The 14,495-nt window shown below is 62.8% G+C and carries 16 protein-coding genes; 3 read left to right on the top strand and 13 right to left on the bottom strand.

Going from position 1 to position 14,495, the window contains the following annotated elements; genetic code table 11:
- Positions 1-114: 114 nt before the first annotated feature.
- The 5 genes from G6N74_RS13110 to rimM all read right to left on the bottom strand — a co-directional run bounded on the left by G6N74_RS13110 (position 115) and on the right by rimM (position 3,259).
- Positions 115-609, bottom strand: coding sequence for a MarR family winged helix-turn-helix transcriptional regulator (locus tag G6N74_RS13110; protein WP_165118000.1), 495 nt, complete (start codon positions 607-609; stop codon positions 115-117).
- Positions 606-1,022, bottom strand: coding sequence for an organic hydroperoxide resistance protein (locus G6N74_RS13105; protein ID WP_165117998.1), 417 nt, complete (start codon positions 1,020-1,022; stop codon positions 606-608). Before G6N74_RS13105 ends, G6N74_RS13110 begins: the two co-directional genes overlap by 4 nt.
- A 150-nt stretch (positions 1,023-1,172) precedes the next feature.
- Entirely contained in the window at positions 1,173-1,727 is a 555-nt protein-coding gene (gene rplS, locus G6N74_RS13100) for a 50S ribosomal protein L19 (RefSeq protein WP_091908728.1), read from the bottom strand.
- Positions 1,728-1,919: 192 nt separating this feature from the next.
- The gene (trmD, locus tag G6N74_RS13095; RefSeq protein ID WP_165117996.1) at positions 1,920-2,648 is read right to left on the bottom strand and encodes a tRNA (guanosine(37)-N1)-methyltransferase TrmD; all 729 of its coding nucleotides are present in this window, start codon (positions 2,646-2,648) and stop codon (positions 1,920-1,922) included.
- The gene (rimM, locus tag G6N74_RS13090; protein ID WP_165117994.1) at positions 2,645-3,259 is read right to left on the bottom strand and encodes a ribosome maturation factor RimM; all 615 of its coding nucleotides are present in this window, start codon (positions 3,257-3,259) and stop codon (positions 2,645-2,647) included. The genes trmD and rimM overlap by 4 nt, the downstream gene beginning before the upstream one ends.
- A 119-nt stretch (positions 3,260-3,378) precedes the next feature.
- Between rimM and G6N74_RS13085 the strand changes: the two genes are divergently transcribed.
- Together G6N74_RS13085 and G6N74_RS13080 are read left to right on the top strand one after the other, a co-directional pair.
- Complete coding sequence (locus G6N74_RS13085) at positions 3,379-4,320, top strand: tyrosine recombinase XerC (RefSeq protein ID WP_165117992.1); 942 nt, start codon at positions 3,379-3,381, stop codon at positions 4,318-4,320.
- 67 nt (positions 4,321-4,387) lie between these two features.
- The gene (locus tag G6N74_RS13080; protein ID WP_165117990.1) at positions 4,388-5,458 is read left to right on the top strand and encodes a TraB/GumN family protein; all 1,071 of its coding nucleotides are present in this window, start codon (positions 4,388-4,390) and stop codon (positions 5,456-5,458) included.
- Positions 5,459-5,478: 20 nt separating this feature from the next.
- Here the strand turns inward: G6N74_RS13080 and G6N74_RS13075 are convergent, their stop codons facing one another.
- Positions 5,479-5,952 carry a DUF2867 domain-containing protein gene (locus G6N74_RS13075; protein WP_165117988.1) on the bottom strand — a complete coding sequence of 158 codons (474 nt, stop codon included), beginning with the start codon at positions 5,950-5,952 and terminating at the stop codon, positions 5,479-5,481.
- Between the two features lie 170 nt (positions 5,953-6,122).
- On the opposite strand from G6N74_RS13075, the gene G6N74_RS30510 reads away from it, so the two are divergent.
- Positions 6,123-6,572: a hypothetical protein gene (locus G6N74_RS30510; protein ID WP_205826676.1), complete on the top strand. Its 450-nt coding sequence runs from the start codon at positions 6,123-6,125 to the stop codon at positions 6,570-6,572.
- A gap of 69 nt (positions 6,573-6,641) precedes the next feature.
- Here the strand turns inward: G6N74_RS30510 and G6N74_RS13065 are convergent, their stop codons facing one another.
- From G6N74_RS13065 to G6N74_RS13035, 7 genes are all read right to left on the bottom strand, one after another.
- Positions 6,642-6,920 (bottom strand): hypothetical protein, encoded by a 279-nt coding sequence (locus tag G6N74_RS13065; protein ID WP_165117986.1) that lies wholly within the window; start codon positions 6,918-6,920, stop codon positions 6,642-6,644.
- Positions 6,920-8,323, bottom strand: coding sequence for a dihydrolipoyl dehydrogenase (lpdA, locus tag G6N74_RS13060; RefSeq protein ID WP_165117984.1), 1,404 nt, complete (start codon positions 8,321-8,323; stop codon positions 6,920-6,922). The genes G6N74_RS13065 and lpdA overlap by 1 nt, the downstream gene beginning before the upstream one ends.
- A gap of 26 nt (positions 8,324-8,349) precedes the next feature.
- On the bottom strand, positions 8,350-9,105 hold the full coding sequence (locus tag G6N74_RS13055; RefSeq protein ID WP_165117982.1) for an SDR family oxidoreductase: 756 nt from the start codon (positions 9,103-9,105) through the stop codon (positions 8,350-8,352).
- Positions 9,102-9,587 carry a hypothetical protein gene (locus G6N74_RS13050; protein WP_165118847.1) on the bottom strand — a complete coding sequence of 162 codons (486 nt, stop codon included), beginning with the start codon at positions 9,585-9,587 and terminating at the stop codon, positions 9,102-9,104. Before G6N74_RS13050 ends, G6N74_RS13055 begins: the two co-directional genes overlap by 4 nt.
- Positions 9,588-9,622: 35 nt before the next feature.
- Positions 9,623-10,051, bottom strand: coding sequence for a VOC family protein (locus tag G6N74_RS13045; protein ID WP_165117980.1), 429 nt, complete (start codon positions 10,049-10,051; stop codon positions 9,623-9,625).
- 94 nt (positions 10,052-10,145) lie between these two features.
- Positions 10,146-11,435: a 2-oxoglutarate dehydrogenase complex dihydrolipoyllysine-residue succinyltransferase gene (gene odhB / locus G6N74_RS13040; RefSeq protein WP_165117978.1), complete on the bottom strand. Its 1,290-nt coding sequence runs from the start codon at positions 11,433-11,435 to the stop codon at positions 10,146-10,148.
- Positions 11,436-11,466: 31 nt separating this feature from the next.
- The gene (locus tag G6N74_RS13035; protein WP_165117976.1) at positions 11,467-14,457 is read right to left on the bottom strand and encodes a 2-oxoglutarate dehydrogenase E1 component; all 2,991 of its coding nucleotides are present in this window, start codon (positions 14,455-14,457) and stop codon (positions 11,467-11,469) included.
- Positions 14,458-14,495 lie beyond the last annotated feature (38 nt).

Below are 14,495 nucleotides of genomic sequence, written 5' to 3'. Positions count from 1 at the left end.
CTTGCAAGCGCAGGACCATCGCTTCACCCAATGCAACGGCACGAGATTTCCGCAAGATGCCGTCCACGCAGCGATTTCATTTCGCGAGAGGTGGAAGCAGGCAAAGCCGGCTGCTCAGCTTTCCGTTTCGCCGGCATTGCGCATACCGCGATTCAACCGGCCGAGCGTCTCATGCAATGCAGTGAGTTCGGAGGCCGGCAGCGGCAGCCTGCACAGCAATTCCTTCTGCACGTCCTTTGCCTGTTCCTTCAATTCCACTCCGCGCTCGGTCGGCTGCACCAGCACACGGCGCTCATCCGTCGCATCGCGCCGGCGCGTGACATAACCCGCCGCTTCCAGCCGCTTGAGAAGCGGTGTCAGCGTCGCCGAATCAAGGCCGAGCGCTGCACCGATCTCGCTCACCGTCAGCGGCGAGCGTTCCCACAGCACCAGCATGACGAGATATTGCGGATAAGTCAGGCCGAGCGGTTCAAGCAGGGGACGATAAAGCCGCGTGAACAGGCTGCTTGCCGAATAGAGCGCAAAGCAAAGCTGGCGCTCCAGCTTCAGCGCGGTATTGGCGCGGGAAGCTTCCCGCGCCTGAGATTCCGTGAGAGATTTCTCCGTCATCCGGCCTTCACCGACAGCGCCACGTCGACATTGCCGGCGATGGCATTGGAATAGGGGCAGACCTTGTGCGCAGCAGCAACCAGCGACTCTGCGGCTGCCGTCTCAAGGCCCTTCGTTTCCGCCTCGAGCGCCACGCCCAGCCGAAACCCTTCGCCATTCGGCAGCAGCGAGACAGTGGCCGTTACGGCAGCATCCTCCAAAGGCAGCTTCTGCTTGCGCGCGATGAAGCGCAACGCGCTTTCGAAGCAGGCAGCATAGCCGGCCGCAAAAAGCTGCTCGGGATTGGTGGCGCCGCCGGCCCCGCCAAGCGACTTCGGCATGGCAAGCGCGACATCGAGAAGGCCGTCATCGGTTGTTGCGCGGCCTTCGCGGCCGCCGGTGACATGAGCCTTGGTGGTGTAAAGTGCAGTCATAACAGTCTCCTTAAAATCTTTCACGATTAAATCGTGCACGATTTAATTTGTCAAGACGCAGGCGCTTCATTCGGCTCTACAGCCCGTCCAACGTCCGAAAAACAAAAAGGCGGCCGAAGCCGCCTTTTCGAAAACGTTCTGATGCAGGGATTATTCTGCGGCCGGCTCAGCAGCGGCGGCGGCCTCAGCGGCTGCTGCAGCCTCGGCAGCGGCCTTCTTCTCGGCGGCTTCCTGCGCTGCCTTTTCGGCGGCCAGAGCCTCGGCGGCTGCGATCTTCTCGGCTTCGATGCGGGCCTTCTCGGCGTTCAGCGCATCGCGCTCGGCATCGTTCAGCTTGCGGGCGCGCACGCCGGTGTTTTCCGTAATACGGGCCGACTTGCCGCGACGATCGCGCAGGTAATAAAGCTTGGCGCGACGGACCTTACCGCGGCGGACGATCTCGACGCCCTCGACCATCGGCGAGTAGACCGGGAAAACGCGCTCGACACCTTCGCCATAGGAGATCTTGCGAACGGTGAAATTTTCCTGGAAGCCCGAGCCCGAGCGCCCGATGACGACGCCTTCGTAAGCCTGGACGCGGGTGCGCGTACCTTCGGTGACGCGGACCAGCACGCGGACGGTGTCGCCCGACTGGAATTCGGGAAGCTTGCGCTTCGCTTCGATTTTGGCGGCCTGTTCAGCCTCGATCTGACGGATGATGTCCATCGCAATGACCTCTTTCTTGGTTCTCAACAGTCAGAGCGCCCTGCACTTGCCACCCAGTTCAAAGACCGCTTGGCTATGCCTTATCTTCTCTGCGAGAAGCCGAGGCAGGGGCGATTTCACCGTCTTTCGTTGACGGGTCCGGGAGATTTTTCCCGGTTGCGAGCGGGCACATACACGCTTCCCGCGCGATTGTCACGCCTTTGTCGCAGCTTTTTTGCCGGTTTTGGGCCGTTCATAGGCCGAAAACAGGTCGGGCCGCCGTTCCTCGGTCAGTTTCTCGGCCTCGGCGCGCCGCCATGCGGCGATCTTGCCGTGATTGCCGGAGGTCAGGACTTCGGGAATAGCTCTGCCTTCGAACTCCTGCGGCCGCGTGTAATGCGGATGTTCGAGCAGCCCGTTTTCAAAGCTTTCCTCGTCGCCCGAAACCTCGTTGCCCATCACGCCGGGCAGCAGCCGCACGACGGCGTCGAGCAGCACGAGTGCGGCCGGCTCGCCACCGGAGAGGATGAAATCGCCGACCGAGACCTCTTCCAGCGCCCGCGCCTCGATGACCCGCTGGTCGACGCCTTCGAAGCGCCCGCACAGGATCATCACCCCTGGCCCCGCGGCCAGTTCGCGCACGCGGGCCTGCGTCAGCGGTTTTCCACGCGGGCTCATCAGCAGCTTTGGCCGCGGATCATCCGCAGGTGCCATGGCATCGATGGCCTTCGCCAGAATGTCGGCGCGCATCACCATACCCGCACCGCCGCCGGCCGGCGTGTCATCCACCGTCCGATGCTTGTCAGTGGCGAAATCGCGGATCTGCACCGCCTCCAGCGACCAGTCGCCGCGCTCCAGCGCCCGGCCCGCCAGGGAGACGCCGAGCGCACCCGGAAACATTTCGGGGTAAAGCGTCAGCACACCGGCGCGAAAACCGCTCACCGGTTGCCCCCGGCATCCTTCGGCCCGCGTGGCCGGCTCTTTGTCTTCGAATTGTCGGCCTTCTCGGCGGCACGCTCTTCCGAGCCATCGTCGCCGTCCTCGACCAGCCCCGCAGCCACCGTATCGATACGCACGAAGCCGGCGGCGATGTCGATTTCCGGAACTGCTGCCTCGGTGAAGGGAACCAGCACGCCCCTCCGGCCCTGATAGGTGACCTCCAGAATATCGCCGCCACCGAAATTCTGCACGGCACTCACCTTGCCGACGGCGGCTCCGGTCTCGTCCTTCACCGCGAGCCCGACCAGGTCGGCGTGATAGAATTCGTCATCGTCGCCGTCATCCGGCAGGACCGAGCGATCGACGAAAAGCTCCGTGCCCGTCAGCGCTTCCGCCGCATTGCGGTCGCCGACACCTTTGAAGCGGACGACGACCACCGTGTTTGCCGGCCTGATATCGACAATCTCGAAAGCCCTGCCATCCCGGGTATAGAGCGGCCCGTAGTCGGCCAGCGCCAGCGGATCGCCCGTAAAGGTTTTCACACGCAGTTCGCCCTTGATGCCATGGGCGGCGCCGACAATGGCCATCTGGATGGGATTCTTGGGTTTGGGCATGGGTTTTTCGATCCTTTGCCCGTCTCTATCTCTGCCAAGCCGCCTTTTCAATCTCGGCGGCCTTCACGCCTTGCTAACCCGCTTGCTTCAGCATCTGCCGACTCACAGCGAAAAGAACCATGCAGCAGGAATTCCTCATCGCCGCCCGGCCCGACCTCCAGTCGGCGCGGGAGCAATGGCTGAAAGCGCTGGCTGGGGAACGCCGGCTGTCGGCCCTGACGGTCGACGCCTATGAGCGCGACACGCGCCAGTTCTTCCAGTTCCTCACCGGCCATTGCGGCGGCGCGCCCGGCATCTCCGACATAAAAGACCTTCGCCCGGCCGACCTGCGCGCCTTCCTGGCCTCGCGCCGCAGCGGCGGCGCCGGCGCGCGCACGCTTGGCCGTGGCCTTGCCGGCATCCGCTCGCTGTTGCGGTTCATGGAACGAAAGGGCCTCGTCAACGCCGCGGGTGCCGCAGCCTTGCGCGCTCCGAAACAGCCGAAGTCCCTGCCCAAGCCACTGACCGCTATTGACGCCAGGCGCGTCGTCTCAGGCGACGAGCAGCTTGCCGAAGAGCCGTGGGTCGCAGCCCGCAATGCCGCCGTGCTGACGCTGCTCTATGGCTCGGGCCTGCGCATTTCCGAAGCGCTCGGCCTTACCGGGCTGGATCTTTCCAGTCCTTCGGACACGGTCCTGCGTATCACCGGCAAGGGCGGCAAGACTCGCCTTGTTCCCGTCCTGCCGGTGGCGCTTCAGGCGGTGGCAGAATACCGAAAGCTCTGCCCCTATCATCTCGGGCCGGAGACGCCGCTGTTTCGCGGCACGCGCGGCGGGCCGCTCAACCCGGCGATCATTCAGCGCGAGATGCAGAAGCTGCGCTCAGCCCTCAACCTGCCCGACACGGCCACCCCGCATGCGCTGCGCCATTCCTTCGCCACCCACCTGCTCGGACGTGGCGGCGACCTGCGCACCATCCAGGAACTGCTCGGCCATGCCAGCCTGTCGACCACGCAGGTCTATACCGGCGTCGACACCGCTCGGCTGCTTGAAATCTACGAAGCAGCACATCCCCGCGCCTGAGCGTTAAGGCGATAATTTTCGCATCGCGATTAACCGTTTCGCCGTTTTTTGCGCCTACATCTTGGGCATGAAACGCTTGCCTGCCATTGCCGACCGCACCGCACTCACCGCACTCGCCCTTGTCGTGGCGCTCAACGTGCTGTTTTTGATTTCCTTCGTCGTCGTGACGTTGCTGGCCATGGGCAAGGCCCATGCCGAGGCCCCGGCCTGCAAGGGCACCGATATGCTGGTGGCCCTCCAGAAAAGCGACCCGGCGCTGCTGGAAAAGATCAAGCTGGAAGCTGCCCAAACCGTCAACGGCCAGGGCCTTTTGTGGAAGCTCGAAAAGCCCGGCGAAAAGCCGTCCTTCCTGTTCGGCACCATGCACATGACCGACCCGCGCGTCACCTCGCTGACGCCGGCGGCGCAAAAGGCCTTCGATGCCGCCGACACGGTCGTTATCGAAACGACGGAGGTTCTCGATCAGGCCAAGATGATGGCCGCGATCATGAAGGAACCCGACCTGACTATGTTCACCGACGGCACGACGCTGACCTCGCTGCTGTCGCCAGAAGACGCCGCGACCGTCGACAAGGCGCTGGAAGCGCGCGGCATTCCGCCGGCAAGCGTCGCCAAGATGAAGCCATGGATGCTGTCGGCGGTGGTTGCGCTGCCGGCCTGCGAACTTGCCCGCAAGGCGCAAGGGGCGCCAGTGCTCGACATCAAGCTCGCCAAGGACGCCGAGGCGCAGGGCAAGACGCTCGAGGGGCTGGAAACGATCACCGACCAGCTTCGCGCCATGGCCTCGCTGCCGCTCGACTTCCACATGAAGGGTCTGGTCGAGACGCTGAAACTCGGCGACCGCATGGACGATGTCACCGAAACCATGATCGTGCTCTACCAGAAGGGCGAGATCGGCATGTTCTGGCCGCTGTTCCGCGCCGTTCTGCCCAGCGGCGAAAGCGACGATGCCGGCTACGCCGATTTCGAGGAAACCATGGTCACCGCCCGCAACCGCGTGATGGTCGAACATGCCGAGCCCATTCTGGCGCGCGGCAATGCCTTCATCGCGGTCGGTGCGCTGCATCTGCCGGGTGACAATGGCCTGGTCGAACTCTTCCGCAAGGACGGTTTTACCGTCACCGTCGCGGACCGCTAGAGCAATTCCAGAAAACCGCTCTAACCTCGCCCAACCCGCGCCAGCATAGCCGGCACGATGATCCGGTGAAAGGGCATGATGATCGCCAAATAGACCCGGCCAAGCCAGTTGTGCGGGGCGACCAGCGTCGATGCGCTGACCTCCTGCCTGCCTTCGCCGAGTTCCTTCACATCGACCAGCAGCCTGAAATCGAGATGCCGGTCATCCAGCCCCAGAACGACCCTGGATGCGGTCTGGCTTATGACGGGAAACATCCCCACTTGCCTTTGGTGCGGCTGAAGGTCGACGCCGCCGGTTTTCAGTCCGAACGGTTTGACCAGAAGATTGCGCAGCGCCAGCAACCGGCTGACCCAGGCCGGGCCGTTGAGAATGGCCCGCTCGGCGGCCGTAATCGCATCGAACGCCTGCCCGTCGATCACGACGGCATAGCGATCGGCGAAGCTCGCGCCGGGCAGCAATTCGCCGGATTTTGGAAAGCTTTGTACCGCAGGCATGTCAGGAACCTCGGTTTCTACAAATCCCGTTGAAACTAGCATGTTTCGACCGCGCCTGCGGCGTGGCGTAACGCCGCCTTCTCATCCGCACATAGCTGAATCTCTGGCGGATGAAACCAAATCGAATACTGCGCGTTTTGATAACAGTGCAACCGACGGAGACCACCACCATGGCCAATCCTCAGCGCATTCCGGATCCGCGTGAAACGGATCCGATGAACCCCGTACCACCGCTTGCTTCCAGCGCGGAAGCCGACCCGCGCCTCAATGCGGCCAACAACAGCCGCCCGATCGAGAACACCGTCGTGCAGTCGAGATCCGGCGGCAGCGGCATCCTGATAGCAGCGATCGTTCTCGTTCTTGCCGTGATCGCCTATTTCATTTTTGTGCCGACCACGCCGAACTCGCCTGTGGAACAGGCAACGCCTCCGGCAGCGACAGAAACAGCCCCCGCGACGCCTGCCCCTATGGCGCCTGCGCCTGACGCGACGGCTCCCGCCGCACCGGCAACGCCTGCAACGCCGGCGCCTGAGTCGTCAGCGCCTGCTGCCCCGGCTCCGGCTGAGCCGGCTCCTGCCCCGGCAACCCCTGCTCCGGCTCCTGCCGCCCCCGCGCAGTAAGCTGATAGAGCATCCTGAAAACGCAAGCGGCCCGCTTTCAGCGGGCCGTTTCTTTTGATCCTTGGAATACTACGGCTTTTCATTATCGCGATTGAGCACCGTCAAGACCTTGCTCGCAAATCCGAGCGAGAACAGCCCCCACAACAAACTCGCGGCAATGTCGAACACCGTGACCAGATAGGCGAAGCGTATCGTTTGATCGAATGTCAGGTTCAAGCCCGACGCGGCGTCTGATATCCACTGCATCCCGATTTGCGCGTAAAAACGCGAAATCACATCGACGACCAAAGCGACGACACCAAGTTTCAGGAAATTGGCGCGCAGCCACGCCCACATGTCGGCAGCCATCAGATATGGATCGGCTTGAAGAAGGTCGCGAGTGCTGCTTCCTTCACGGCCTCCGACATCGTCGGGTGCGCGTGGCAGGTGCGGGCGAGGTCTTCCGAGGAGCCGCCGAACTCCATCAGCACCGCCGCCTCGTGAATCATTTCGCCGGCGCCGAAGCCGACGATATGCGCGCCCAGTACCCGGTCGGTCGCCTTGTCGGCGAGGATTTTCACGAAGCCGTCAGTCTTGAGCATGGCGCGCGCGCGGCCATTGGCCGTGAAGGGGAACTTGCCGACCTTGTAGTCGATGCCGGCCTTCTTCAGCTCTTCCTCGGTCTTGCCGACGGAGGCCACTTCCGGGCTCGTATAGACAACACCGGGAATGACATCGTAATTCACATGACCGGCCTGACCGGCGATGATCTCGGCAACGGCAACGCCCTCGTCCTCGGCCTTATGCGCCAGCATCGGGCCGGCGATCACGTCGCCGATCGCATAGATGCCCGCCACATTGGTCTTCAGATGTCCGTCGGTCTTCACCCGGCCACGCTCGTCGAGCTCGACGCCTGCCTCGGCAAGGCCAAGCCCCTCCGTGTATGGCTTGCGGCCCGTCGCGATCAGCACGACGTCTGCCTCGACCGTCTCGGCGCCGCCGCCCTTGACCGGCTCGAAGGTGACGGTTGCCCCCTTCTTCGATTTCACCACGCCGGTGACCTTCGAAGAGAGCTTGAACTCAAAACCCTGCTTGGCCAGCATGCGCTGGAACTGTTTTGCTACTTCGCCGTCCATGCCGCCGAGGATGGTGTCGAGATACTCGACCACCGTCACCTTGGTTCCCAGACGCGACCAGACCGAGCCGAGCTCCAGCCCGATGACGCCGCCGCCGACCACGATCATCGTGGCAGGCACTTTGGCGAAATCGAGCGCGCCGGTGGACGAGACAATCACCTTCTCGTCGATATCGACCTTGACACCGGGAATGCCGGCGACATCCGAGCCGGTGGCGATCACGATGTTCTTCGTCTCGACGTCCTGGACCTTGCCATCATCTCCGGTCACCGACACCTTGCCAGCGGCAACGATCTTGCCGGTTCCGCGCAGCACGTCGATCTTGTTCTTCTTCATCAGGAAGTCGAGGCCCTTGACGTTCTGGTCGACCGTCTGGTCCTTGTGCGCAAGCATCTGCTTGAGGTTCAGCTTCGGCTTACCGACCTCGACGCCGAGCGCGTCGAAATGCGAGACCTCGGCAAACATCTCGGAAGCATGCAGCAGCGCCTTGGAGGGGATGCAGCCGACATTGACGCAGGTGCCGCCATGGGTGGGCCGCTTCTCGACCACGGCGGTCTTCAGGCCAAGCTGCGCCGCCTTGATGGCGCACACATAGCCGCCGGGGCCGGTTCCGATCACCACCACATCATAAGCCATGATAAAATCCTTCAATCTCGGGCAACTCAGCGCCCACCACTAATGTTCACCAATGCGCCCGTCGCATAGGACGCCTCATTCGATAGAAGCCAGAGCACGGTATTTGCGATTTCTTCGGCCGTTCCGCCGCGTCCCATGGGAACCACGCCCTTCATCCGCTCGACGCGATCCGGCTGACCGCCGGACGCATGGATTTCGGTGTCGACGATGCCCGGCCGCACGGCGTTGACGCGTATGCCTTCCAGGGCCACTTCCTTCGACAGGCCCACCGTAAAACTGTCGATCGCGCCCTTGGAAGCGGCATAGTCTACATACTCCCCCGGCGAACCAAGCACGGCCGCAACCGACGATATATTGACGATCGCGCCGCCCTTGCCGCCATGGCGCGTCGACATGCGCTTCACCGCCTCGCGGGCGCACAGCATCGAGCCGATGACGTTGACGCGCATCATGCGCTCCAGCCGTGACAGCGCCATTTCGTCGACGCGGGCTTTGACATCGACGATCCCGGCATTGTTGACCAGCGCATCCAGCGAGCCGAAGCGACTGTCCACCGCCGAAAACATTGCCAGCACATCCGTCTCGCTGCCGACATCGCCCTTCACCGCAAAGGCGTCGCCGCCCTTCGCCGTGATCTCGGCGACCAGCTCTTCGGCAGCACCCGCATTGGACGCGTAATTAACTGCGACCCGGTATCCGCGTTCTGCCGCCAGCCGACATATGGCAGCGCCGATGCCCCGGCTGCCGCCGGTGACGAGGATGGATTTTGCAGCGCCGCTCATTCCTGGCACCCCTGTATGGAAAAGACGTCCCAGGGCAGCTTCGAAAAGCCCTTCTCGCCATAGGCAGAGGAATAGCGCAACGAATGAGCGAGATCGGGGAAAACGAGCTTCTCCGGCGCAGCCACTCCTTGAGCCGGCAGCAGATCGATAGTGCCCGTCGCATCGGCGGTATAGATGACGCCCTGCCAGACCGTGCAGGTTTCCAGTTCCTCGCCGGTGACGTCGCCCTCCGGGCATTTATACATCAGCATGCCGTTTGGCCGCGCCACACCCTCGCTCCACATGACGATGCCGTCCAGCACCACGTCATTGTCGAGCAGCATGCGGAACTGGTTGGTGACGGCGGCGGCCTCGCCGCGCGGCGTGAACTCGACCGACGCCACCTTTTCGCGGTCGCCATAAACCGAAAGCTCGATCGGGCAGGCTGCATAGGCGGAACCGCATGACATCAAGGCGACCGCGCCCGACAGTGCGGCGCGCATAAATCCGCGCGGTGAGAGGCGCAGTCCGCCCCCCGTCACGACTGCTTCTCCAGCGGCGCGTTGAAGGCCCAGACATGGCCGAAGGGATCGGTGATCCTGGCATAGCGCGAGCCCCAGAAGGCGTCTTCCGGCGCCATGGTTATTACAGCGCCCGCCTCAGCCGCCTGTTCGACGGCGCTATCCACATCCGCCGGTGCGGGCAGGTTGATGTTGATGGTCAGTCCCGCGCCGCCGCGGCTCAGCGGCGACAGAACCTCACCGCCGAATTCCGGGAATTCGTCATGCAGCATGACCTCGGAGCCGAACATCGACAGATTGGCATGCAGCACGCGCACGCCGTCCTCGGCCATCTGCTCGAAGGTCTCGACGGCGTCGAAAGCCTTCTCGTAGAAAGCGATCGCCTCCCGGCCGCCCTTGACGCAGAGATGCACCTGGATGGGGGGAATGTTCGGTTCGAAGGCCATGGTCCTGCTCCTTTGGGGCAGCAAGCCTAGCGCATGACCCTTCGAACCGGAAGATTTCCGGGAAAGATCATGCGCCAATTCAAACGGCCGGACCTCAGAGGTCCAGCACCAGACGTTCCGGGTCTTCCAGGCTTTCCTTGACGCGCACCAGGAAGGTCACGGCTTCCTTGCCGTCGACGATGCGGTGGTCATAGGACAGCGCCAGATACATCATCGGGCGGATGACGATCTGCCCGCCGACGACCACCGGACGGTCCTGGATCTTGTGCATGCCGAGAATGCCCGACTGCGGCGCATTCAGGATCGGCGTCGACATCAGCGAGCCGTAGACGCCGCCATTGGAGATGGTGAAGGTGCCACCCTGCATGTCTGCCACCGACAGCTTGCCGTCACGCGCCGCCAGACCGAGCCGGCCGATTTCCTTCTCGATCTCGGCGATCGACATCTGGTCGGCATCGCGCACCACCGGCACGACGAGGCCCTTTTCGGTGCCGACGGCGACGCCGATATGGGCGTAGTTCTTGTAGATGATGTCGGTGCCGTCGATCTCGGCATTCACTGCCGGGATTTCCTTCAGCGCATGCGTCACCGCCTTGGTGAAGAAGCCCATGAAGCCGAGTTTCACGCCGTGCTTCTTCTCGAACACGTCCTTGTATTTCGTGCGCAGGTCCATAACCGCCTTCATGTCGACCTCATTGAAGGTCGTCAGCATGGCGGCGTTCGACTGCGCTTCCTTGAGGCGGCGCGCAATCGTCTGGCGCAGCTTGGTCATGCGCACGCGTTCCTCGCGTGCCTCCTCGCTCGCAGACGATGGCACGCGCGCAGCCGCCGGAGCGGCAGCCGGCGCCGAAGCGGCCGGCGCAGAGAAGCCTTTGGAGATGGCGTCGAGCACGTCGCCTTTCAGCACCTGGCCGCGCTTGCCGGTTCCGGTCACCTGATCGACGGATGCGTTGCTCTCGGCAAGCAGCTTGGCGGCGGCCGGAGCCGGCGGCATCTTGCGCTCTTCAATCTCAGCTTCGCCCGCGATTTTTGCGGTCTTTTCGGCGGCTTCCTTGGTGGTCGAAGCGCTGGAGGCACCGGCAGCCTGCGCCACGGCATCGGGCTTGGCGGCTTCCGCCTTAGCAGTGGGCTTGGCAGCAGTACCCGCACCTGCCGAAATTGTGCCGAGAATGGCGCCGACGCCGACAGTCTCGCCTTCGGCTGCTGCGATTTCGGTCAGCGTGCCGGCGGAGGGCGACGGCACTTCGATCGTCACCTTGTCGGTTTCAAGCTCGACCAGCGGTTCGTCGACGGCAATCGCATCGCCGACCTTCTTGAACCATTTGCCGATGGTCGCCTCGCTGACGGATTCGCCGAGGGTCGGGACGCGGATTTCGGTAGCCATTTTTTGCCTATCCGTTTTTGGAACTGAGGGATTATTCGCCGAGCGCGTCGTCGAGGAACGCCTGGAGCTGCGCCAGATGCTTCGACATCAGGCCCGTTGCCGGCGATGCCGCCGCCGGGCGGCCCGTATAGCGCACGCGCTGATGCTTGGCGTCGATATGGGCGAGCACCCACTCCAGATACGGGTCGATGAACGACCACGCACCCATATTCTTCGGCTCTTCCTGGCACCACACCATCTCCGCGCCGCGGAAGCGCGACAACTCGTTGATCAGCGCCTTGGCCGGGAACGGGTAGAGTTGCTCGACGCGCAGCAGGTAGATGTCGTTGATGCCGCGCTTCTCGCGCTCCTCGTAGAGATCGTAATAGACCTTGCCCGAGCACAGCACGACGCGGCGGATTTTCGAATCCTTGGTGAGCTTGATCGCCTGGTCCGGCAGCATCTGCGCATCGTCCCACAGCAGGCGATGGAAGGCGCTTTCGCCCGACATTTCGCCGATCGTCGACACCGCCCGCTTGTGTCGCAGCAGCGACTTCGGCGTCATCAGGATCAGCGGCTTGCGGAAGTCGCGCTTGAGCTGCCGGCGCAGGATGTGGAAATAGTTAGCCGGCGTGGTGCAGTAGGCGACCTGCATGTTGTCTTCGGCGCAAAGCTGCAGGAAACGCTCCAGCCTTGCCGATGAGTGCTCCGGCCCCTGGCCTTCATAGCCATGCGGCAAGAGGCAGACGAGACCCGACATGCGCAGCCACTTGCGCTCGCCCGACGAGATGAACTGGTCGAACACCACCTGCGCGCCGTTGGCGAAGTCGCCGAACTGCGCTTCCCACAGCGTCAGCGCCTTGGGCTCGGCCAGCGAGTAGCCATATTCGAAACCAAGCACGGCCTCTTCCGAAAGCATCGAGTTGATGACTTCGAAATTCGCCTGGGCAGCCGAGAGGTTGTTGAGCGGGATGTAGCGGTTTTCGTCCTTCTGGTCGTAAAGCACCGAATGGCGCTGCGAAAACGTGCCGCGCTCCGAATCCTGGCCGGAAAGCCGGATCGGATTGCCGTCGAGCAGGATCGAGCCGAAGGCCAGCGCCTCCGCCGTCGACCAGTCGATGCCTTCGCCCGAATCGATCATCTTGCGCCGCGTTTCGAGGAAGCGCTGGATGGTCTTGTGCGCCTCGAAGCCCTGCGGCACCTCGGTCAGCTTCTTGCCGATTTCCTTCAGCGTCTTGACCGGCATTGCCGTCTTGCCGCGCCGCTGCTCGTCCTCATTGTCGGCCGTGCGCAGGCCCGACCATGCGCCGTCCAGCCAGTCGGCCTTGTTGGGTTTGTAGTGCTGGCCGACTTCCCATTCGGATTCGAGATGAGCGCGCCAGTCGGCCTTCATCTTGTCGAACTCTTCCTGGCTGATATGGCCCTCGGCAATCAGCTTGTCGCCATAGATCTGCACCGTCGTCTTGTGGGTGCGGATGTTGCGATACATGATCGGCTGGGTGAATGCCGGCTCATCGCCCTCATTGTGGCCGAAGCGGCGATAGCAGAACATGTCCACCACCACCGGCTTGTGGAACTTCATGCGGAATTCGATCGCCACCTTGGCGGCATAAACCACCGCTTCCGGATCGTCGCCGTTCACATGGAAGATCGGCGCCTCGATCATCTTGGCGACGTCAGACGGATAGGGCGACGAGCGCGAGAAGCGCGGGTTCGTCGTAAAGCCGATCTGGTTGTTGATGATGAAATGCAGCGTGCCGGCAACGCGGTGGCCGCGCAGGCCCGACAGGCCGAGGATTTCGGCGATCACGCCCTGGCCGGCAAAGGCCGCATCGCCGTGCAGCAGCAGCGGCAGCACCTTGGCGCGTTCCTCCAGCGGCACGATCTCGTCGCGCGGCGTGCGGCCGTAGAGCTGGTCCTGCTTGGCGCGGGCCTTGCCCATAACGACAGGGTCGACGATTTCCAGATGCGACGGGTTGGCCGTCAGCGACAGATGCACCTTGTTGCCGTCGAACTCGCGGTCCGACGATGCGCCAAGATGGTACTTCACGTCGCCCGAGCCTTCGACGTCGTCGGGCGCATAGGAGCCGCCCTTGAATTCGTGGAAGATGGCGCGGTGCGGCTTGGCCATCACCTGGGACAGCACGTTGAGGCGGCCGCGATGGGCCATGCCGAGCACGATGTCCTTCATGCCGAGCGCGCCGCCGCGCTTCATGATCTGCTCCAGCGCCGGGATCAGCGATTCACCGCCGTCGAGGCCAAAGCGCTTGGTGCCCTTGTACTTGACATCGATGAACTGCTCGAAGCCTTCCGCCTCGATCAGCTTCTGCATGATCGCCTTCTTACCTTCGGCGGTAAACGCGATGCCCTTGTCAGGTCCCTCGATGCGGGCCTGGATCCATGCCTTCTCCTCCGGGTTGGAGATGTGCATGAATTCGACGCCGAGCGTCGAGCAATAGGTGCGCGTCAGGATGTCGAGCATCTCGCGGATGCTTGCATATTCGAGCCCGAGCACATGGTCGATGAAGATCTTGCGGTCATAATCGGCTTCGGTGAAGCCGTAGGAGACCGGCGAAAGCTCGTTATAGTCCTCGATCGGATTGGCGATGCCGAGAGGATCGAGATTGGCATGGAGATGGCCGCGCATGCGATAGGCGCGGATCATCATGATCGCGCGCACGGAATCGCGCGTCGCCTGCAGGACGTCAATGTCGGAAAGGGCCACGCCATTGGCAACGGCCTTGTCCTTCACCTTCTTCTCAATCTGCTTTTCGACCAGGCCCCAGTTGCCGTCCAGCGCCGAGACGAGTTCGCCGTTCGACTGCAGCGGCCAGCTCGGCGTCGACCAGGAAGCGCCCTTGGCGTTCTTCTTGATGTCGCCGGCGTCGTCCTTCAACGAAGTGAAGAAATCCTGCCATTCCGGATCGACCGATGACGGATCGTCCTCATAGGCGGCGTAAAGCGCATCGATATAATCAGCGTTGCCGCCGTAGAGGAACGAAGTGAGGGAAAATTGGTCGTTGGCCTGATCGTTACGTGCCATTTTGTTTTTCGGAGCCCTTTGCTCCGTCTCCTTACATT

Source organism: Mesorhizobium zhangyense, assembly GCF_011045115.1.
GTDB lineage: Bacteria > Pseudomonadota > Alphaproteobacteria > Rhizobiales > Rhizobiaceae > Mesorhizobium_M > Mesorhizobium_M zhangyense.
Note: the sequence above shows the minus strand (reverse complement) of the source record. Positions and strands in the feature narration are given on the sequence as shown.

Bases quoted from the DNA above. Each gene is read 5' to 3' on its own strand.
- rimM (WP_165117994.1), bottom strand. From the start codon at position 3,259: ATGCCCAAACCCAAGAATCCCATCCAGATGGCCATTGTCGGCGCCGCC.
- G6N74_RS13110 (WP_165118000.1), bottom strand. From the start codon at position 609: ATGACGGAGAAATCTCTCACGGAATCTCAGGCGCGGGAAGCTTCCCGC.
- G6N74_RS13035 (WP_165117976.1), bottom strand. From the start codon at position 14,457: ATGGCACGTAACGATCAGGCCAACGACCAATTTTCCCTCACTTCGTTC.
- G6N74_RS13045 (WP_165117980.1), bottom strand. From the start codon at position 10,051: ATGGCCTTCGAACCGAACATTCCCCCCATCCAGGTGCATCTCTGCGTC.
- G6N74_RS13065 (WP_165117986.1), bottom strand. From the start codon at position 6,920: ATGGCTGCCGACATGTGGGCGTGGCTGCGCGCCAATTTCCTGAAACTT.
- rplS (WP_091908728.1), bottom strand. From the start codon at position 1,727: ATGGACATCATCCGTCAGATCGAGGCTGAACAGGCCGCCAAAATCGAA.
- G6N74_RS30510 (WP_205826676.1), top strand. From the start codon at position 6,123: ATGGCCAATCCTCAGCGCATTCCGGATCCGCGTGAAACGGATCCGATG.
- odhB (WP_165117978.1), bottom strand. From the start codon at position 11,435: ATGGCTACCGAAATCCGCGTCCCGACCCTCGGCGAATCCGTCAGCGAG.
- G6N74_RS13085 (WP_165117992.1), top strand. From the start codon at position 3,379: ATGCAGCAGGAATTCCTCATCGCCGCCCGGCCCGACCTCCAGTCGGCG.
- lpdA (WP_165117984.1), bottom strand. From the start codon at position 8,323: ATGGCTTATGATGTGGTGGTGATCGGAACCGGCCCCGGCGGCTATGTG.
- G6N74_RS13050 (WP_165118847.1), bottom strand. From the start codon at position 9,587: ATGCGCGCCGCACTGTCGGGCGCGGTCGCCTTGATGTCATGCGGTTCC.
- G6N74_RS13055 (WP_165117982.1), bottom strand. From the start codon at position 9,105: ATGAGCGGCGCTGCAAAATCCATCCTCGTCACCGGCGGCAGCCGGGGC.
- G6N74_RS13075 (WP_165117988.1), bottom strand. From the start codon at position 5,952: ATGCCTGCGGTACAAAGCTTTCCAAAATCCGGCGAATTGCTGCCCGGC.
- G6N74_RS13080 (WP_165117990.1), top strand. From the start codon at position 4,388: ATGAAACGCTTGCCTGCCATTGCCGACCGCACCGCACTCACCGCACTC.
- G6N74_RS13105 (WP_165117998.1), bottom strand. From the start codon at position 1,022: ATGACTGCACTTTACACCACCAAGGCTCATGTCACCGGCGGCCGCGAA.